This window comes from Tardiphaga sp. OK246 (assembly GCF_900188215.1).
Lineage (GTDB): Bacteria > Pseudomonadota > Alphaproteobacteria > Rhizobiales > Xanthobacteraceae > Tardiphaga > Tardiphaga robiniae.
Window position 1 is genome coordinate 21,219 of the sequence record NZ_FZOX01000002.1, and the last position, 19,401, is coordinate 40,619.

At 61.8% G+C, this 19,401-nt stretch carries 18 protein-coding genes; 5 read left to right on the plus strand and 13 right to left on the minus strand.

What is annotated here, in order from left to right:
- Positions 1-7: 7 nt before the first annotated feature.
- The gene (locus CHC01_RS07465; protein WP_089263739.1) at positions 8-754 is read right to left on the minus strand and encodes a glycerophosphodiester phosphodiesterase; all 747 of its coding nucleotides are present in this window, start codon (positions 752-754) and stop codon (positions 8-10) included.
- A gap of 27 nt (positions 755-781) precedes the next feature.
- Positions 782-1,249: a RidA family protein gene (locus tag CHC01_RS07470; RefSeq protein ID WP_089263740.1), complete on the minus strand. Its 468-nt coding sequence runs from the start codon at positions 1,247-1,249 to the stop codon at positions 782-784.
- Positions 1,250-1,501: 252 nt separating this feature from the next.
- Between CHC01_RS07470 and CHC01_RS07475 the strand changes: the two genes are divergently transcribed.
- Positions 1,502-2,377, plus strand: coding sequence for a cell envelope integrity EipB family protein (locus CHC01_RS07475; RefSeq protein ID WP_089263741.1), 876 nt, complete (start codon positions 1,502-1,504; stop codon positions 2,375-2,377).
- A gap of 170 nt (positions 2,378-2,547) precedes the next feature.
- On the opposite strand, the gene CHC01_RS07480 is transcribed toward CHC01_RS07475, so the two are convergent.
- Positions 2,548-3,927, minus strand: coding sequence for a malonyl-CoA decarboxylase (locus CHC01_RS07480; protein ID WP_089263742.1), 1,380 nt, complete (start codon positions 3,925-3,927; stop codon positions 2,548-2,550).
- Positions 3,928-4,101: 174 nt separating this feature from the next.
- Between CHC01_RS07480 and CHC01_RS07485 the strand changes: the two genes are divergently transcribed.
- Positions 4,102-5,088 (plus strand): ABC transporter substrate-binding protein, encoded by a 987-nt coding sequence (locus CHC01_RS07485; protein ID WP_089264609.1) that lies wholly within the window; start codon positions 4,102-4,104, stop codon positions 5,086-5,088.
- 201 nt (positions 5,089-5,289) lie between these two features.
- Here the strand turns inward: CHC01_RS07485 and CHC01_RS07490 are convergent, their stop codons facing one another.
- Positions 5,290-6,291 carry a flavin reductase gene (locus tag CHC01_RS07490; RefSeq protein ID WP_089263743.1) on the minus strand — a complete coding sequence of 334 codons (1,002 nt, stop codon included), beginning with the start codon at positions 6,289-6,291 and terminating at the stop codon, positions 5,290-5,292.
- A gap of 140 nt (positions 6,292-6,431) precedes the next feature.
- On the opposite strand from CHC01_RS07490, the gene CHC01_RS07495 reads away from it, so the two are divergent.
- Positions 6,432-7,478, plus strand: a complete 1,047-nt coding sequence (locus CHC01_RS07495) for a 2,5-dihydroxypyridine 5,6-dioxygenase NicX family protein (protein ID WP_089263744.1) — start codon at positions 6,432-6,434, stop codon at positions 7,476-7,478.
- A 28-nt stretch (positions 7,479-7,506) separates the two neighbouring features.
- Here CHC01_RS07495 and CHC01_RS07500 read toward each other — a convergent pair whose 3' ends face one another.
- The 6 genes from CHC01_RS07500 to CHC01_RS07525 form a co-directional block, all read right to left on the minus strand.
- A complete protein-coding gene (locus CHC01_RS07500) occupies positions 7,507-10,662 on the minus strand; it encodes an efflux RND transporter permease subunit (protein ID WP_089263745.1) in 3,156 nt (1,051 codons plus the stop codon).
- Positions 10,659-12,065, minus strand: coding sequence for an efflux RND transporter periplasmic adaptor subunit (locus CHC01_RS07505; protein WP_089263746.1), 1,407 nt, complete (start codon positions 12,063-12,065; stop codon positions 10,659-10,661). Before CHC01_RS07505 ends, CHC01_RS07500 begins: the two co-directional genes overlap by 4 nt.
- Positions 12,062-12,469 (minus strand): FixH family protein, encoded by a 408-nt coding sequence (locus CHC01_RS07510; protein ID WP_089263747.1) that lies wholly within the window; start codon positions 12,467-12,469, stop codon positions 12,062-12,064. The genes CHC01_RS07505 and CHC01_RS07510 overlap by 4 nt, the downstream gene beginning before the upstream one ends.
- 94 nt (positions 12,470-12,563) lie before the next feature.
- Positions 12,564-12,917, minus strand: a complete 354-nt coding sequence (locus CHC01_RS07515) for a hypothetical protein (protein WP_089263748.1) — start codon at positions 12,915-12,917, stop codon at positions 12,564-12,566.
- A 71-nt stretch (positions 12,918-12,988) separates the two neighbouring features.
- Complete coding sequence (locus tag CHC01_RS07520) at positions 12,989-14,284, minus strand: DNA polymerase IV (protein WP_089263749.1); 1,296 nt, start codon at positions 14,282-14,284, stop codon at positions 12,989-12,991.
- The gene (locus CHC01_RS07525; protein WP_089263750.1) at positions 14,281-14,574 is read right to left on the minus strand and encodes a DUF3572 domain-containing protein; all 294 of its coding nucleotides are present in this window, start codon (positions 14,572-14,574) and stop codon (positions 14,281-14,283) included. Before CHC01_RS07525 ends, CHC01_RS07520 begins: the two co-directional genes overlap by 4 nt.
- Positions 14,575-14,795: 221 nt before the next feature.
- Between CHC01_RS07525 and CHC01_RS07530 the strand changes: the two genes are divergently transcribed.
- Together CHC01_RS07530 and CHC01_RS07535 are read left to right on the plus strand one after the other, a co-directional pair.
- Positions 14,796-15,161 carry a response regulator gene (locus CHC01_RS07530; protein WP_068732379.1) on the plus strand — a complete coding sequence of 122 codons (366 nt, stop codon included), beginning with the start codon at positions 14,796-14,798 and terminating at the stop codon, positions 15,159-15,161.
- Between the two features lie 10 nt (positions 15,162-15,171).
- The gene (locus CHC01_RS07535) at positions 15,172-16,545 is read left to right on the plus strand and encodes a PleD family two-component system response regulator (RefSeq protein WP_089263751.1); all 1,374 of its coding nucleotides are present in this window, start codon (positions 15,172-15,174) and stop codon (positions 16,543-16,545) included.
- A gap of 7 nt (positions 16,546-16,552) precedes the next feature.
- Here CHC01_RS07535 and CHC01_RS07540 read toward each other — a convergent pair whose 3' ends face one another.
- From CHC01_RS07540 to CHC01_RS07550, 3 genes are all read right to left on the minus strand, one after another.
- Entirely contained in the window at positions 16,553-17,326 is a 774-nt protein-coding gene (locus tag CHC01_RS07540; protein ID WP_089263752.1) for an MBT domain-containing protein, read from the minus strand.
- Between the two features lie 262 nt (positions 17,327-17,588).
- On the minus strand, positions 17,589-17,756 hold the full coding sequence (gene rpmG / locus CHC01_RS07545; RefSeq protein WP_068732385.1) for a 50S ribosomal protein L33: 168 nt from the start codon (positions 17,754-17,756) through the stop codon (positions 17,589-17,591).
- Positions 17,757-17,882: 126 nt separating this feature from the next.
- The gene (locus tag CHC01_RS07550; protein WP_089263753.1) at positions 17,883-19,208 is read right to left on the minus strand and encodes an LLM class flavin-dependent oxidoreductase; all 1,326 of its coding nucleotides are present in this window, start codon (positions 19,206-19,208) and stop codon (positions 17,883-17,885) included.
- Between the last annotated feature and the right edge of the window lie 193 nt (positions 19,209-19,401).

A 19,401-nucleotide genomic window follows, 5' to 3' on the forward strand; every position in this document is an offset into this window, starting at 1 on the left:
CTTCAATTTACGGCACGAAGCCCTCGAACGTCATCTGGTCGGCATAGCGGGCGGTGACGGCACGCTGTTCCGGCGTGCGCACGGTCCAGGTCAGGAGCGCGCAGCCGAACAGGTTGCGGGCGATCCAGGGCGCCGGGGCAGGCAGTTCCTTGACCCAATAGGAGACGAAATGCGGCCGGGTGCGGAAGGCGTGGCGGAGATGACGCATACCGTCGCGCTGGGCCCGCGTCAGCGTCAGCCACTCGCCGTCGTCATAGGTGCGCTGGGCGGTGATGCCGCGCGGGATCTCGGGGGCGATCTCGCGCATCGCGAGAACCTGATCGGGATCGAACGACATCCAGGCAACCGGCCCGCGATAGGTTTTGAGAATCTCGGCGACGCGGGTGACCAGTTTGCGGTTGCCGTCGAAATGGCTCTTGATCTCGATCACGAGCCCGACGCGGCCATCGATCAGAGTGAGCAGATCGCCGAGCGACATCATGCGCTCAGGCGTGTCCTTGAAGGCTATTTGCTTGAGTTCGGTGGAGGTCTTCGCGAGCAGGGGACCGGAGCCTTCGGTCAGGCGTCCCAACTCATCGTCATGATGCACCATCGCCTCGCCATCGGCGGTGAGTTGCACATCGGTCTCGATGCTGAAATTGCCTGATATGGCGGCGTGCATGGCGCCAGGCATGTTCTCGATAATGCCGCGGGTGCGATCATGCAGGCCACGATGCGCGACCGGCCGGGCGATGAGCCAGTCAGGTGCGCGCATCGGGATTGTCCTTGAATGCGTCCTGGATCAGATGACTTCGAACACGGCGTCGATCTCGACCGCGCAATCGGCGGGCAGCGAGGCGACGCCGACAGCGGCGCGGGAATGCCGGCCCTTGTCGCCGAAGGCCGCGACCATCAGATCTGATGCGCCATTGATGATCTTCGGCGCGTCGATGAAATCCGGCGTCGAATTGACGAAGCCGCCGAGACGGACGACGCGGGCCACCTTGTCGAGATCGCCGAGCGCAGCCTTGACCTGGGCCAGGATGTTGATGGCGCAGCCGCGCGCCGCATTGACGCCCTGTTCGAGCGTGACGCCGGCGCCGAGCTTGCCCTTGGCGATCAGCTGGCCGTCGGCGCCCATGCAGATCTGACCGGAGACGAACAGCAGATTGCCCGTGCGGACGAAGCCGACATAGTTCGCTACCGGGCTCACCGGCTCGTGAAGCTTGACCCCCAGATCCGCAAGTTTCTGCTCGACCGTTCCTGCCATCGTGATTCCCCAAACAATTGATGATGTGCCTGAACAAAAGTCCCCAAAGGGTTCAGGCACTGTCTGTTTCACCCATACCGCGTCGCCGCGCAAGTGACGATCCGGCGACACCGGGTCGCCGCTGCAACTGTGCGGATTTAGCAAGATTCGCTGCAGAATATGGCATTTCCGCAGTGCGAATCCGGCGTGGCCGTAGTTGCGACGCAATAGGACGCTCTCTATTGTTGTAGTTCCAGAATCCAGGGAAAACCCATGCGCCGCATTTCCTCCGTTTCGCGCCTCCAGGCCGCTTCGCTGGCACTGACCATTGCGACCTTCGTAGCGCCGGTGTCGGCATTCGCGGCTCCGCCTGCTGCGGGCACGCCGTTCGTCGCGCATCAGGCGCTGTATGAGCTGAAGCTGTTGAAGTCGCGGGGCAATGCCAGCGTCAACAGCGCCAGCGGCCGCATCCTCTATAATTTTACCGGCAGTACCTGCGAAGGCTACACGTCGGACTTCCGTCAGGTCTCGGAGCTGAACAGCGGCGAGGACAAGACCACGCTGAGCGACCTGCGCTCCACCAGCTGGGAAGCCGGTGACGGCAAGAGTTATCGGTTCAAGATCGACACCCGGATGAATGACGGTGATGCCAGCGCCGTCGACGGCATGGCGGAGCGCGAGGGCGATCACGTCACCGTCAAGCTGAAGCAGCCGGTGGCGAAGACCTTCACGCTGGAGGGCTCCACGGTGTTTCCGACCGAGCAGATCCATCGCATCATTGCCGCCGCACGCGAAGGCAAGTCGGTGCTGGAACTGAATGTCTATGACGGGTCGGATACCGGCGAGAAAGTCTACAGCACGCTCACGGTGATCGGGCAGGCGATCCCTGGGGATCGCAAGGTGAGCGAACCCGATCCTTCGACGGGCGATGACGGCATGAAGAAGCTGACGCGCTGGCCGGTCACCGTCAGCTATTACGACAAATCGGCCAAATCGTCCGACGGCGGCGAGCAGACCCCGGTCTATGCGATGTCATTTGAACTCTATGAGAACGGCGTCTCGCGGTCGCTGATGCTGGACTACAATGACTTCGTCATCGGCGGCGCCATGAGCAAATTCAATGTGAAGGACAGCAAGCCTTGTAAGTGAGGGATGCCCCTCGCCCCGCTTGCGGGGAGAGGGTGGCGCGGACGAAGTCCGCGACGGGTGAGGGGGACTCTCCGAGAGCTGAGCAGGTGGAGAGTCCCCCTCACTCGACTTCCACGCGCTTCGCGCGTTTCAGTCGACCTCTCCCCGCAAGCGAGGAGAGGTGAAGTTCGTCACTCCGCTCTCGACAGCCGCATGCTGTCCAGCAAACGTAGGCCACCGCCGCTTTCACTCTTCAGTAGCTTCTTCACCGCGCTTGAAGCCGCGATCTCGTAGTGGTCGGCATAGGCTTCGTGGTTCTTCTCGATATCGTCGAGACGATACAGATAGTTCACCATCAGGCTGGCGGATTCGCGCAGGCCCTTGGCTGACGTATCGCCAAGCCAGTCGATGCGCTCGAGCCGTGCGCCGTTGCCGAGATGGAAGCGGGCAACGGAATCGATCGGGCCGCCGCGCGGGCTCTTGGCCTTCAGGAAGTAATGCGCGGCGAGCTGTTCCATCACCGGCTTGAGCTGCGCCGTCAGCGCTGTGTCGTTCACCCATAGCGGATCGGCGAGCATATCGACCAGCGCCTGATCCTCATTGGACAGGTTGAGGTCATCGGCCTTCTTGAGCCACTTCATGAAACCCGGCACTGGCGACAGCGTCACGAATGTATCGAGCTTCGGCAATTCGCGGCGCAGTTCCTCGACCACCTGCTTGATCAGGAAATTGCCGAACGAAATGCCGCCGAGGCCGCGCTGGCAGTTGGAGATCGAATAGAACACGGCGGTGCGCGCGCGCTCAATCGGCACCGGCTGGCGATCGACGGCGAGCAGCGGCGCGATGGCGCCCGGAATGGTTTCGGTGAGGGCGACCTCGACGAAGATCAGCGGTTCATCGACAAGGGCAGGGTGGAAGAACGCGTAGCAGCGGCGATCGACGGGATCGATGCGGCGGCGCAGATCGTCCCAGTCGTGGATCTCATGCACCGCTTCATATTTGATGACTTTTTCGAGCACATTGGCGGGCGTGGACCAGTCGATCTTGCGCAGCACCAGAAATCCCCTGTTGAACCACGATGCCAAGAGATGAACGACGTCGCGATCGACGGCGTTGAGGTCTTTGTTACCATTCTTCAGATCGAGAAGATCTTCACGCATCTTCACGAGTTCGCTGGTCGCGTTCGGCGCGCGGTTTAGCCGGCGAAACAGTTCCTGCCGCTGCGGCTCGGATGCAAAATGCAATTCGCCGGAGATGTCGCCGGTCGGCTTGGCGCGCCATGCCGCTATGGCCTTTTCAAGCTTGTCACGATCGGGACCGTAATTCTGTGCGAGGTTTTCGAAGAAGGTGAGGCGGCCGGCCTCGTCGAGACTCTTGTAGCGATCGAGCACGCCGCGCGCGAGGACCGTGCCGGACGCTTCGCCGCGTCCTGACAACAGCTCCGTACAGAGTTCGATCAAATCCGATGCGTTCTGTTTAGGATCGACAGATGCGGGACCGAGCCGCAGCAGAGTGCGTCCGCGTTCCGAGATGGATGCGAGGAGGTCGGAGAAGAAGGAGTCATTGCTCATGGTGAATCAATTCCCGGGCTGGCAGTTCAACCAGTCTGCTTCAATATAGCCCATAGCGAGGCATATTGCGCGATCATTTGAAGCATGAAACAATTGTGAGTGGGGAGCGCTTCGGCAAGAGAATTGCATTCGTTTCTGACTGCGGCCGGATCGCTGAAAACAGAGGAATTCAGGATGAAGCGGATCGCATCGAAGCGTGGCGTTGTGGCGGCTCTGGCACTCGGAGCGTTGCTGAGCAGTGGCTCCGCATTTGCCCAACAAACCATCAAGGTTGGCTGGACCATCCCGGCCGAAGAATCCAAATACTGGATGATGAAGCGTCCGCAGGAATTCGCGGATCTCGGCAAGAAATACAATATCGAGTGGGTGCAGTTTCAGGGCACCGCGCCGATGACGCAGGCACTCGCGGCCGGCGCGCTGGACTGCGCGACGCAATCGGTGCTGGCGCTCGCGCAGGGCGTGCAGAGCGGCAACCTCAAGGCTTCGATCGTTGCGCAGCACGTGTTCGAAAAACCCGGCAGCTTCTCGGTCTATTGGGCCGTAAAGGACGACTCGCCGATCAAGACCATCGCCGACCTCAAGGGGAAGACGATGTCGATCAACACGCTGGGCTCCGGCATCTATGGCCCGATGGCGATCCTGCTGAAGCAGGCTGGCCTAGATCCGGCCAAGGACGTCAAGCTGGTTGAAGTCGGCTTCGCGCTCTCGGAAGAAGCGCTGCGTTCGGGCCGTGTCGACTCCGCCGTGATGAACCAGCCTTTCGCCGCGCGCATGGAAGCCAAGGGCGGCACCCGCAAGCTGTTCTCGCTGTCGCAGCAGCAGGACGGCATCGTGCACATTCTCGAAGCCTGCCGTGCCGACTTCATCGAGAAGAATCCGGAACTGGTCAAAATGTATGTGCGTGATCTGACGCTGGGCATGCAGAAGGCGCTGGCCAACCGCGATGAAACGCTGAAGGTCGTCAATGAAGTGATGAAGGCGCCGATCCCGGTGCTGGAAACCTACCTGTTGAAGGATAACGACTTCGCACGCGACCCCGGCGCCGCGCCGAATTTCGACGCGATCCAGAAAATGCTCGACACCTATGTCGAGTCCGGAATGCTGCCGAAGAAGCTCGACGTCTCCGAGCTGAAGGGCAAGGTCGTCGCGCCGATCAAGTAACGGCGTCGCTCACCTACAAACAATGACACTCTCTCCGTCATGCCCGGCCTTGTGCCGGGCATTTTCGTTTGCTCGAGCCTTTCCGCCGTCATTGCGAGGAGCGAAGCGACGCGGCAATCCAGTTCTTTATTTGAAGAGAGACTGGATTGCTTCGTCGCAAGGGCTCCTCGCAATGACGGAGGAGACAAGCAGTGATTGTTGCTATTCGCTCGTCGCGTCCGACATGCCGCTGTCGATCAGGAGATCCAGCGTGTATTTGATCGTTGCGCGCTCGTCGTCGCTGAAGCGGCTCAGCAGCTCTGTCTCATGTTCGAGCGCCGCCTTCTGCACGGGCTTGACGCGCGCGCGGCCTTTCGCGGTCAGGTAGAGCGTGACGCGGCGCCGATCGTTCGAGGTGCTCTTGCGCTTGAGCAGATCGTCACGCTCCATGCGGTCGAGCACCTTGGTGAGACCGGGCTGCTTCATCAAAGCCATCGCGGCGAGCTCGCCGACCGAGAGCCCTTCGACATCGGCGAGGCACGCCAATACGCGCCATTCCGGCACCGTGAGGTCCCATTCCTTCAGCCTTGCGTGAAACGAGCTGGACACGTTGAAGCTGGCACGCGCCAGCAGATAGGACAGGTAGCTGCGTGCAAAACTGTTGCTGGCCAGGGCTGGCGCACGTGGCTGTGCCTTGTCGATGCGGCGGAGTTGTCCGGAATGGAAGACGAGGGGGTCGTGGTTGCGCTCGACGAAGTGCACGACTTCACCGACCAGGATCGTATGGTCGCCGCCGGGATAGCGCGCCCAGGTCTTGCATTCGAAGATCGGCGCGAGGCCCTCAATCAGCGGTGCGCCGCTGATGCCCGGCGCATGGGCGATATCAGCAAATTTGTCGGAGCCGCGACGGCCGAAACGCATCGCGAGCTCGCCATGATCGGCGCCGAGAAAGTGAATGGCGAAGGCATCAGCTTCGACGAAGGGATCGTGGCTGGGCGAAGATTTGGCGACGCTCCACAGCACCAGCGGCGGATCGAGCGACACAGATGAGAAGGAGTTCGCGGTCATGCCGACGGGATGGTCGCCATTGGTGGCGGTGACGACGGTGACGCCGGTCGGGAATTGGCCCAGCGCCTGACGAAACGTCGCGGGGTTGACCGCCTGCGCCTTGTCCGGGAGCTTGTTATCCGCGACCTTGTCCTGCGCCGTCTTGTCAAACGCCATGGAATTCGCCGCTCCGCGACACCCGCGACTGCCCAAAATACAGCGCCGGATTGTCCTTCAAGATTAAAAATATTCCTTTTCATATAACATGACCGCGCCTATCATCCAACCATAATCGCTTTAAAACACGGAGAAACGGCATGCTGGCGGATCGCATCGAGGCGAAATGGATCGACGCATTCTGCGAGATCTTCGAACGCTGCGCGGTCAAGCCCGGCGACACTGCCGCCATCCTCTCCGAGACGCAATCGCGCGCGCTGAATGTGCACATTGCCGAATTGGCATTGCTCCGCATGGGCGCGCGGCCGTTCCACGTCGTGGTGCCGACGCCGCGCAACAAGCAGGTCGTTCCGATCCGCTCCACCGGCGCGTCCGAAGCGATCCAGCAGCTCGGTCCGGTGGTGTCAGCGCTGCAGCAGGCCGGCTTCGTCGTCGACTGCACCATCGAAGGCCTGATGCATGCGAAGGAAACACCGGAGATTCTGAAGGCCGGCGCGCGCATTCTGGTGATTTCCAACGAGCATCCGGAAGCGCTTGAGCGCATGGTGCCGGACTCTGCGCTCGAGAAGCGCGTGCGTGCGGCGGCCAAGATGCTGCGCGGCACGAAGCACATGAAGGTGACGTCGAAGGCGGGCACTGATCTCGACGTCAACATGGAAGGCGCGGCCACCGTTGGCGTCTGGGGCTGGACCGACAAGCCCGGCACGCTGGCACATTGGCCGGGCGGCATCGTGGTGAGCTTTCCGAAGAGCAAGACCATCAACGGCACGGTGGTGATGGATGCAGGCGATATCAACCTGACCTTCAAGCGCTATCTGACCTCGCCGGTGCGGATGCTGTTCAAGGACGACTATCTCACCGAACTCACGGGCGAGGGCGCCGATGCCGAGATGATGAAGCGCTATCTCGCCGCCTGGGGCGATCGTGAAGCTTACGCCGTGTCGCATGTCGGCTGGGGCATGAATCCCAATGCACGCTATGAGGCGCTGCAGATGTATGACCAGCGCGACACCAACGGCACGGAAATCCGCGCAGTGGCCGGCAACTTCCTGTTCTCGACCGGCGCCAACGAATTTGCGGGCCGCTACACCGCGGGGCATTTCGATCTGCCGATCTTCAAGACCACAATCACGCTCGATGGTGTGGACGTGATCAAGGACGGCGAATTGCAGGACGTGTTCGGCTGAGTCCGAATACGTCGCTCTAAGCTCCGGGCTATCTGGTCACGGGCACGATCTCTTCTGCCGAGATCAAGCCGGCCTGAGGCAGCCGATAGCCCTTAACAATTGCATAGATCGCGGGGATCACAATCAGCGTCAGCAGCGTCGACGAGATCATGCCGCCGATCATCGGCACCGCGATGCGCTGCATGATCTCCGAGCCTGTGCCGGTGCTCCACATGATCGGCAGCAGTCCCGCCATGATGGCGACCACCGTCATCATCTTGGGACGGACGCGTTCGACCGCTCCTTCCATGATGGCGTCGTACAGGTCATTGCGCGTCAGCAGCCGTCCTTCAATATCCCGTCGGGCCTGGATCGCGGTCAATGCCTGATTCAAATAGATCAGCATCACCACGCCGGTCTCGGCGGCAACGCCGGCCAGGGCAATGAAGCCGACGACGACTGCAACCGACAGGTTGAAACCAAGCCACCACATCAGCCAAAGGCCGCCGACCAGCGCGAACGGCAGCGACAGCATGACGATCATCGTTTCGGTGATCGATCGGAAGTTCAGGTACAGCAGCAGGAAGATGATCAGCAGCGTCACCGGCACGACGATCTTCAGGCGCGCCGTCGCGCGTTCGAGATATTCGTACTGGCCGCTCCACATCACGTAGTAGCCGGGCGGGAATTGAATGCTCGCCTGGACGGCGCGCTGCGCGTCGGCGACGTAGCCGCCGAGGTCGCGGTCGCGGATGTCGACATAGATGTAGGTGGCCAACTGTCCGTTCTCGGTCCGGATCGACGTCGGTCCTCTCGCCAGCGTAATCCTGGCCACTTCGCCGAGCGGGACCGCGCCACCTCCGGGCATCGGCACCAGCACATCGTTGGCGATGGCCTGCGGGCTGTCTCTGAGGTCGCGGGGGTACCGCATGTTGACGGTGAAGCGTTGCCGGCCTTCCACGGTCGTCGTCACGGTCTGGCCGCCGAGCGCGGTTCCGATCACGTCCTGGACGTCCTGGATCATGATGCCGTAGCGCGCCAATGCCTCTCGATCCGGTGTCACATCGAGGTAGTAGCCGCCGATGCCGCGCTCGGCATAGGCCGACGATGTGCCCGGTACCGCCTTGAGCACCTGCTCGATCTGCTTGGCAAGCCGGTCGATCTCGACGAGGTCGGTGCCGATCACCTTCACGCCGATGGGTGTGCGGATGCCGGTCGACAGCATGTCGATGCGGGCCTTGATCGGCATGGTCCAGGCATTCGACACGCCCGGAAACTGCAGCGCCTTGTCCATCTCGGCGATCAGTCCATCGACCGTGAGACCGGGTCGCCACTCCTCCTTCGGTTTGAGGTTGATGATCGTCTCGAACATTTCAGAGGGGGCGGGATCGGTCGCCGTGGCAGCGCGCCCCGCCTTGCCGTAGACCGAAGCCACCTCCGGAAACGATCGAATGATCCTGTCCTGCATCTGCAGCAGTTCTCCGGCCTTGGTGACGGAGATGCCCGGCAGCGTCGTCGGCATATACATGAGCGTGCCCTCGTTGAGACTGGGCATGAACTCGGTCCCGAGCTGACGGGCCGGCCAGACACTCGCCGCGAGAACGGCGACTGCGAGCAGGACGACCAGCGTCTTCGCGCGCATCACAACGGTGATGACAGGCCGGTAGACCCAGATCAGAAAGCGGTTGATCGGATTCTTGTGCTCCGGAATGATCCGGCCGCGAACGAAGATGATCATCAGGGCCGGGACCAGCGTCACTGACAGGATAGCCGCGGCCGCCATCGCAAACGTCTTGGTGAACGCCAGAGGGCTGAACAGACGCCCTTCCTGGGATTCCAGCGTGAAGATCGGCATGAACGACACGGTGATGATCAACAGGCTGAAGAACAGTGCCGGGCCGACTTCGGAGGCTGCCTCGATCAGGACCTCGACGCGCGACTTGCCGGGGTCCGCGCGTTCGAGATGCTTGTGGGCGTTCTCGATCATGACGATGGCGGCATCGACCATGGCGCCGATGGCGATCGCGATGCCGCCGAGACTCATGATGTTGGAGCCAAGACCGAGCAGCTTCATGGCGCCGAACGCCATCAGCACGCCGACCGGCAGCATCAGGATCGCAACCAGGGCACTGCGGACATGCAGCAAGAATAAGATGCAGACGAGTGCGACGACAACGCTTTCCTCCAGCAATGTGTGCTTGAGCGTGGCGATAGCGGCGTTGATCAGGTTCGAGCGATCGTAGACCGGGACGATCTCGACGGACTTCGGCAGACTGCTGGCGATCTCCTTGAAGCGCTTCTTGACGTTCTCGATGACGTCGAGCGCGTTGGCGCCGAAACGCTGCAGCACGATGCCGCTGGCGACTTCGCCTTCGCCGTTCAGTTCGGTAATGCCGCGCCGCTCGTCGGGGCCCAGTTCGACGCGCGCGACGTCGCGTAGCAGGACCGGCGTGCCGTTGTTGGTCTTGAGCACGACATTGCCGAGGTCGTTAATCGACTTCAGATAGCCCTTGCCGCGGATGACATATTCGAATTCGGACAGCTCCACCGTGCGACCGCCGACATCGGCGTTGCTGGCGCGGATAGCGTCGCGCATCTTCTGCATGGTGATGCCGAGGTCGCGCATCCGAAGCGGATCAAGCACGACGTTATATTGCTTGACGAAGCCACCGACGCTGGCGACTTCAGCGACGCCTTCGGCTTTGGCGAGCGCAAACTTCAGATTCCAGTCCTGGATCGCCCGTGTGTCGGCAAGGTTCAATTCCCTAGACATGATCGCGTATTGGTAGACCCAGCCGACGCCGGTGGCGTCGGGGCCCATCGTCGGCGTGACGCCGGCGGGCAGGCGGGACGTGGCTCCGTTCAGGAATTCGAGAACGCGCGACCGGGCCCAGTAGATGTCGGTCCCGTCTTCGAAGATGACATAGACGAACGACACGCCGAAGAACGAGAACCCGCGCACCACTTTCGACTTCGGCACTGTGAGCATTGCCGTCGTCAATGGATAGGTGACCTGATCCTCGATCACCTGCGGCGCCTGGCCTGGGTATTCGGTATAGACGATAACCTGCGTGTCGGAGAGATCGGGGATGGCGTCGAGCGGCAGATGCGCCAGCGCGTAAATGCCTGCGGCTGCGGCGAACCCTGTGCCGAACAACACCAGCAGCAGATTGCGCGCCGACCATGCAATGATGCGGGCGATCATTGTGGGCTCCTCGCGTCGGAGAAGCCCTTCAACGCGGCCTTCAGATTGCTTTCTGCATCGATCAGGAAATTGGCCGAAATGACGACCGGTTCGCCGTCTGCGACTCCCTCGCGGAGTTCGACATAGCCGCCGCCGCGACGGCCGAGTTCGACGCCGCGCGGTTCGAAGCGGCCCTGTCCTTTGTCGATGAACACCGATTGCCGGGTGCCGGTATCGATCACAGCGCTCTCCGGGACGGACACGATCGGATCCGCACTGCCGGTCTCGATCGAAGCGTCGATATACATGTCCGGTAGCAGAGCGAGATCAGCGTTCGCGAGTTCGATACGGACGCGTGTCGTCCGGGTCTCGCGATTGACCTGCGGGTAGATGACGTTGATCTTGCCTGCAAACTGCTTGCCGGAGAGGCTACGCGTCCGGACGTTCACCGGCTGTCCGACGGCAATGGTTCCAAGATCGCGCTCCGCGACATCGACCATCGCCCAGACGAGCGACGTGTCGGCGATACGAAAGAGGATGTCGCCGGGTTGCGCCCGCATCCCTTCGATGGCGTTGCGCTCGAGAACGATGCCGTCCCGCGGTGCGGCCCACGCGATGGAGATCGGGACGATGCGGCTCTTCTCGATTTCGGCAATCACCGTGTCCGGAACGTCGAGATTCATGATCCGTTGACGCGACCCGCGCCCATACAGTCCATCGCCGCCCGTCGTCTTCGATGTGATGGTCGCGACGTATTCCGCCGCAGCGGACGAGATCGCCGGGCTGTAAATATCCATCAAGGGCTGCCCGCTGCGGACCTTCGTGCCGGTGGTCACATCGGCAACCTTCTGCACCCAGCTTTCCGCGCGCATCGAGATTACGGAGACGCGCCGCTCGTCGAGCTGGATCGTGCCGGGTGCGCGGATCGTCGTCCGGATCACGCGCTTGGCGGCTGGCTCGGACTTCACGCCCGTGCGCTGTATCTTGCCCGGAGAGAGCTTGACTGATCCATCGTCGGAATCGTCGCGGTCGAAGACCGGGATGTAATCCATCCCCATGGAGTCCTTCTTCGGCGTTGGCGACGTGTCCGGCAGCCCCATCGGATTGCGGTAATACTTGATCCTACGCTCCGTACTCACCGAGTTCGGACCCGGCATCGGCTCGGTTACGATATCCTCGAAGCTGATGTCAGCGTTTGCCGGAACGGCGCGGTAGTTGCGGCCGTCCGGCGTTTTCGTCGGCGTCGACGAGTATGCGGGCTTCCCGTCCGGATCCTGATAGTAGATCGGCGCCTGGATTTCTTGTGCCGAAGCGGCAGTGACGGCGACAACGTTGCGCGTCAACGGTCGCTGCGCGATGATGAATCCGCCTCCGGCCGCCGCGATGAACGCGGCGGCGGTACCAGCTAAAACGGCGCGGTTCATTTCTGCGCCGTGATGACGAGCTTGTTCTCGACGGAGCCGGTTTCTCCCTGCACCTTGGCGCCCAGAGAAAGCTGCCAGCGACCGGCCATTCCGAAAGTGGCCTTGAACTTGTAGGTGCCGGGCTCGGCCCCCGATACTGGCGTGACCTTGGTGGCCATCTCCTGCATGCCGTCAGGAGCCATGTCGAGACGGGTTGCGAAAATAACGGCATCAGGCACGGGCTTGCCGGTCTTGGTGTTCATCAAGCGGACGGTGATGATCTTGTCGGGGCCGGCCTGAACGGACTGATCGACGAGCTCGAACGTGTAGTCCTTGATGTCAGCCAGTGCAGCCGTGCTTGCGCCGCCCAAAGCGACAGCGAGCAACGCAGCCCGGAAGGCGCGCGGGGAGTTAGACGTCTTCATGGTTTGGTATCCTCGATTGAATCTGATGTGCCGCGAACGGCATGCGTCATTCGCGCGCCAGGAAGCACGCGGCAGCGACGGCGCTCAGCGCCGCTCAGATCGAAATGCGAGGAGGGTGGTCTGGAGGGGGACGGTTGACGCCATCGGTCAGCGCGTCATTCAGCACCGAGTGGTAGGTTCGGACGGCGTGGCGAACCGTCATGGGTGGCGCCAGGGAGGGGCCTGCCTGGACGGTCTTCAACACACAAATCGCGAGAAGTGGACAGTCCTGGCAATCCTTACTCTTCTGTTCGGATGGGCAGCAGGGCATGTCTCCAGACATCGCCGACATGTCGGTCATCGTGGCCGACGGACCGTTGGCAGTCGCCGGAGTCACCATTGGCGCCACCGACAGGCCGATGGTCACGAAGATCGCCAGAAAGAATTTCAGGAGTCGACGAAGATCCATATTCGACCATCTCACGGCCACCACAGCGTGGGAAGCCCGGGCACATCACAAGTTCGCAATCCCTATGGGGATTATGTCCTTGGCTTCTCCGGCCCGTCATAGGCGATGCCGCGGATCACCGCGGCACTGCCGAACTTCTTGCGGAGATCGTCCATCGCGCGTTCGGCATGCGATGAACGACGGTCGAGCATGTTGTCGTCGCCGGCCTCGTTGCCGGGCTTGAGCGCGCTGACGCCGGTGCCGATCAGGCGGAAGGCGGTGCCGTCGATTTCCTTTGCCAGCATCTCGCGACTGATATCGAAGATACGCGCCGCCATCTGCGTCGGCGACTGGATCGACTGCGAGCGGGTGCGCTGGCGGAAATCTGCGGTCTTCAGTTTCAGCGTGACCGTGGTACCGGACAATTCGCTGCTCTTGAGACGCGATGAAACCTTCTCCGACAGTCGCCACAGAATCTTTTCCAGCGTGGCGTAGTCGCGGATGTCCTCGTTGAACGTCGTCTCGTTGGAAATCGTTTTGGCGCCGCGATCGGCGACGACAAGGCGGTCGTCGATGCCGCGCGCGAGGCGCCACAACCTGCGGCCTTCGCCGCCGAACTGTTTCATCAGGTCGGTCTCATCGGCGCGCTGCAGATCGCTGATCTTGCGAAAGCCGCGCTGCGAGAGTTTCTCCGCGGTCGCCGGGCCGACGCCGTAGATGAAGCTGACGGGCCGATCCGCGAGCATGGCCACGGCGTCTTCCTGATCGAGCGTGGCGAAGCCGCGGGGCTTGTCGAGGTCGCTGGCGATCTTGGCGAGAAACTTGTTCACCGACAGACCGACCGAGACAGTGATGCCGACGGTGCGTTCGATATCGGCGGCGAATTTCGCCAGCACCTTGGCGGGGATCATGCCGTGGACGCGCTGCGTGCCTGAGAGATCGAGAAAGGCTTCGTCGATCGACAATGGTTCGACCAGCGGCGTCAGCGCCTGCATGGCATGGCGGACCTCGCGGCCGACGCGGACATATTTCGCCATGTCGGGCCGCACCACGACGGCGTCGGGGCAGAGATCGAGCGCCTTGAACATGGGCATCGCCGAGCGCACGCCAAAGGTGCGCGCGATGTAGCAGGCCGCGGACACCACGCCACGCTTGCCGCCGCCGATGATGACGGGCCGATCGACGATGTCGGGATTGTCGCGCTTCTCGACGGTGGCGTAGAACGCATCGCAGTCGATATGTGCCAGCGTCAGCGACGGCAGCGCGTGGTGTCGCACCAGGCGCGGTGACCCGCATGACGTGCAGCGCTTGACGCGTGCATCCAGATCGACAAAGCAATCCCGGCAGAAGCAGCGCGGTCCGCTCAGCTCTGCCGGAGAGGGGCTCACGTAAAGTCCTGCCCGCGGGGATCGAGCGCCTGCCGCGCGGCGGCGATGGTGGTGGGATCCAGTTGCGACGACGCCGAAAACGCCTTCACGGTCTCGTCGTCGCGCAGCACGAAATCGAGCACGCTGACGAGGAACTGTGGATCCTTGGCAGCCGAGCGGAGAGTCTCCGGACCGATTCCACTCTCGGACAGGAACAGGCCCAGCCGCTCAGGTTCCCCGGCAACGAAGGACAGCGCCTGAATCGCAACGATTTCAGCAACTTCGCTGGGGTGGCGCTGGGGTTTTTTCATCACGCGTGTTTGCCTTTCCGTAACTTATCGTCTCTATTTTAAGTCATCATGCCCGAGTCACCGGGGCGATTCCAGTTGCAGGGATACGCGCGGTACACGGGCACTTCGGCGGGTGGCCGAAGTGAATTTGGAAGTTCGCTTCGAACATCACATTGGCCGGTGACGCAGGGCAATCATGCTCCGCGAAACAAGAACGCTCGGGTTCTGGATTGGAGGGCGGGATGGCAAAAACCGTCCTGATCGTGGAGGACAACGAGCTCAACATGAAGCTCTTCCGTGACCTGCTGGAAGCCCATGGCTATCAGACAGTCGGCACGAGCAATGGCTATGAAGCGCTCGATCTTGTCCGCTCGCTCCGCCCCGATCTCATCCTCATGGATATTCAGCTACCGCAGGTCTCCGGTCTCGAAGTGACCGGCTGGATCAAGAAGGATCCTGCGATCAGCATGATCCCCGTCGTCGCCGTCACAGCCTTCGCCATGAAGGGCGACGAAGAACGTATCCGCGAAGGCGGCTGCGAAGCCTATTTATCAAAGCCCATTTCGGTCGGAAAATTTATCGAAACCGTGCGTCGGTTCATCGGTTAGGGAGTTCCCTATGTCAGCGCGTATTCTTGTCGTCGATGACATCCCCGCCAACGTGAAACTTCTGGAAGCCCGTCTCTCGGCGGAGTATTTCGACGTCATCACCGCCTCCAACGGCGCACAGGCGCTGGAAGTCTGCGCGCGTTCCGAATGCGACCTGATCCTGCTCGACGTCATGATGCCCGACATGGACGGCTTCGAAGTCTGCCGTCGCCTGAAAGCCAATCCGAAGACGCATTTCATTCCGGTGGTCATGGTCACCGCGCTGGATTCGCCGTCGGATCGCGTGCGCGGCCTCGAAGCCGGCGCCGATGACTTCCTCACCAAGCCCGTCGCCGATGCCGTGCTGGTGGCGCGCGTACGCTCGCTGACGCGTTTGAAGATGATGACCGATGAGTTGCGCATGCGCGCCATCACCTCGCTGGAAATCGGCGTACAGGCGCCCGAGCGCAGCGCCGTGTCTGATCTGGGTGTGGGCGGACGCATCCTGCTGGTCGACGACCGTCCGTCATCCTATGAGCGGCTGGCGCCAGTCCTGTCGGCCGAACACACCGTCGATGTCGAACCCAATCCGACCGAGGCGCTGTTTCATGCCGCCGAGGGCAATTACGACCTGCTCATTGTCTCGCTGAGCCTCGAGAATTACGACGGATTGCGGCTGTGCAGCCAGGCGCGTTCGCTGGAGCGCACGCGGCAGATTCCGATTCTCGCGATTGCTGATGCCGATAACAATCCGCGGCTGCTGCGCGGTCTCGAGATCGGCGTCAACGACTACCTGATGCGTCCGGTGGACAAGAACGAGCTGCTGGCGCGTGCGCGGACGCAGGTCCGTCGCCGCCGTTACACCGATCATCTGCGCGACAATGTGCAGCACTCCATCGAAGCCGCGATCACAGACGGTCTGACCGGACTGCACAACCGCCGCTACATGGAAAGCCATCTGGAAACGCTGGCAGAGCAGGCGGCCACCCGCGGCAAGCCGCTGGCGCTGATGATGCTCGACATCGACTTCTTCAAGTCGATCAATGACAATCATGGCCATGATTGCGGTGACGACGTGCTGCGCGAATTCGCCGTGCGCATTCGCAAGTCAATCCGCGGCATCGATCTGGCCTGTCGCTACGGCGGCGAGGAATTCGTCATCGTCATGCCGGAAACCGACATGCATGTGGCCAGCATGGTCGCCGAACGTCTGCGTCGTTCGATCGCCGGCGAACCGTTCTCCATCGACAAGGGCAACAAGCGTATCGAGGTCACGATCTCGATCGGGTTGTCGACGCTGGAGAAGAAGGGCGAGCCCGTCGCCGACGTGCTCAAGCGTGCCGACGTGGCGCTGTACCGCGCCAAGCACGACGGCCGCAACCGCGTGGTTGCGGCGGCGGCTTAAGTTACTATCACAGCCGCGTTCGTGCCGATGGTTGCGACCATCGCGATGGCGGCGAGATCGGGCGCGATCCCGTATCGAAGGTCTGTGTGACCTGCCGGGCCGCGCAGTAAGCCGGGCGCGTCATGCGTGCGCGCAGATAGGCGTCGGCTTCTTTCGTCGGCAATTCCTTATCGATCACGAGTTTGTCGAGCGCGCAGGCGAGGGCATCCGCGCCGGGCTTGGTGCCGGTGGCGTCGCAGGTCCAGCCGGAGAGGAACACAGTTCTGGTATCGAAGCGCGAGCTGAAGGCGAGGCACTGTTTCCAGCGGCCATCGGTCTCGACGCGCGTTTCGACGGCATGGACAGGGCCGTAGCGCGTTTCCAGATCGAAGTGCGTGGAGAGCGTCTGGAAGCGCATGTTGCGCAAAAGCTTTGTTTCGCGCGGTTCGAAAGTCGGCCGCGTCTGGAGGCCGCCTGGGGGCGGGAATGCGATCGCCACGGTGAGATCGATCCCGCGATGATCCAGTGCCCCGTATTGCATGACCTCAACACGGCCAAGCAGTCCACTGGTGATGATATCGGAGCTGACGGGTAACCGTGTGAAGCTGCCGTCAGTGATCCTGAAAGCTGGCTTGTCCTGGACCACCTGGACGCGATTGCCCCAGAGCCAGATCACCCCGAAGGCGATGAGCCCGAACACGATCATTCCGAAAAAATAGAATCCGTAGCGGACGAAGACGCCTGCCAGAGACACCGCAGACGTGAACTGGCCAGCCGTCGTGTCTGAATCGCGGAAAGACAAGGGTTGCTCCCGATGCAAATCAATTGCGTCGAATGATACCGACTTGTCGCACGAAATGACGTGAATACCGTTTCAATCGCAGGCTTCATGCCCGCCATAGTTGTGGCAGGGTAAACGTGGCGCTGCGCGGATCGCTAAAATTGAAACGATTGAGCTGGGCTTCTTACTTAACCTCGCCCCGCGCGTTGCGGGGGAGAGGCTCAAAAGAAAACGGGACCCGAAAGGGCCCCGTTCAAAATCCGTCAGCAGCTGCGTTCAGCGCTTACTTGATCTTGGCTTCCTTGAATTCAACGTGCTTGCGCGCGACCGGGTCGTACTTCTTCTTGACCATCTTGTCGGTCATGGTGCGCGAATTCTTCTTGGCGGTGTAGTAGAAGCCGGTGTCCGCGGTGGAAACGAGCTTGACCTTGATGGTGACCGCTTTGGCCATGGCAGAACCTCTGAATGTCGGGAATCGGGTGACAGCCAGAGAACTGGCCGTGTTGGGGCGCAACCTAGCCCCGAACGCCCCAAAGTCAAGGTTTTCCGGGGCGGTAAATCCGGGGATTTGCTGGTCTTAGCCCGGAAAGAAGCGGTTTTCGGGCCGTGGTAGCCCCAAATTCTCGCGGAGCGTCCGGCCTTCATACTCCCTGCGGAAAACCCCGCGCTTTTGGAGTTCCGGGATCACCCGGTCGACGAAGTCGTTCAGCCCCTCCGGCAGATAGGGGAACATGATGTTGAAGCCGTCTGAGGCCTCGGTTTCCAGCCATTCCTGCATCTCGTCGGCGATGGTCTGGGGCGTGCCCACGAAGGCCGAGCCGCCATAGCCGCCGAGGCGCTGGGCAAGCTGGCGCACGGTCAGGTTCTCGCGCTTCGCGAGGGCGATCACGCGCTCGCGGCCGCTCTTGCTGGCATTGGTTTCGGGAATCTCGGGCAGCGGGCCATCGGGATCGAAGCCGGAGGCATCGGTGCCGAGATTGATCGAGAGCGAGGCGATGGCGTTGGCGTAATGCACCTTGCTGTCGAGCAGCGCGCGTTTCTCCTTGGCTTCATCCACGCTGTCGCCGACCACCACGAAGGCGCCGGGCAGGATCTTGAGATGATCGCGGTTGCGGCCGAGCTTCTCCATGCGGCCCTTGATGTCCGCATAGAGCTTCTGCGCATCGCTGATCGCGCCGCCGCCGGTGAACACCGCTTCTGCGGTTTCGGCGGCAAGCTGCTTGCCGTCTTCGGACGCGCCGGCCTGCACGATGACGGGCCACCCCTGCACGGGACGCGCGATATTCAGCGGCCCGCGCACCGAGAGATACGGGCCCTTGTGATCGAGCACATGCATCTTCTCAGGGTCCATGAATATGCCGGTCTCGACATTGCGGACGAAGGCATCATCGGCAAAGGAATCCCACAGCCCGGTAACGACGTCGTAGAACTCGCGCGCGCGCTTGTAGCGCTCGGCATGCTCCATGTGATCGTCGAGGCCGAAGTTCAGCGCGGCATCAGGATTCGACGTTGTCACGATATTCCAGCCGGCGCGGCCGCCCGAGATGTGATCGAGCGACGCAAAGCGGCGGGCGACGTGATAGGGCGCGTCAAAGGTGGTGGAGCCGGTGGCGACGAGGCCGATGTTGTCGGTGACGGCGGCCAGCGCTGACAGCAGTGTGAAGGGCTCGAACGATGTCACCGTGTGGCTGCGCTTCAGCGCCTCGACGGGCATATTCAGCACGGCAAGATGATCGGCCATGAAGAAGGCGTCGAACTTGCCGGCCTCGAGCTTGCGGATCATCTGTTTGAGGAAGGGAAAGTTGAAGTTGGCGTCAGGCTGAGCGCCCGGATAGCGCCATGCGCCGGTGTGGATGCTGATCGGGCGCATGAAGGCCCCGAGCTTCAACTGACGCTTCGCCATCTGGAATTCCCCGTGATGCTGGTCGGGAACAGATAGGGACGCCGACGCGCGCAGGTAGATGCTGCTCACGAGAAGATTATTGCGATTTGTGGATTATCTGCAGAACCTCATCCTGAGGAGCGGCGTCTTCGCCGCGTCTCGAAGGATGGAGGCCGGCGCTCATGGTTCGAGACGGCGCTGAAGTAGCGCCTCC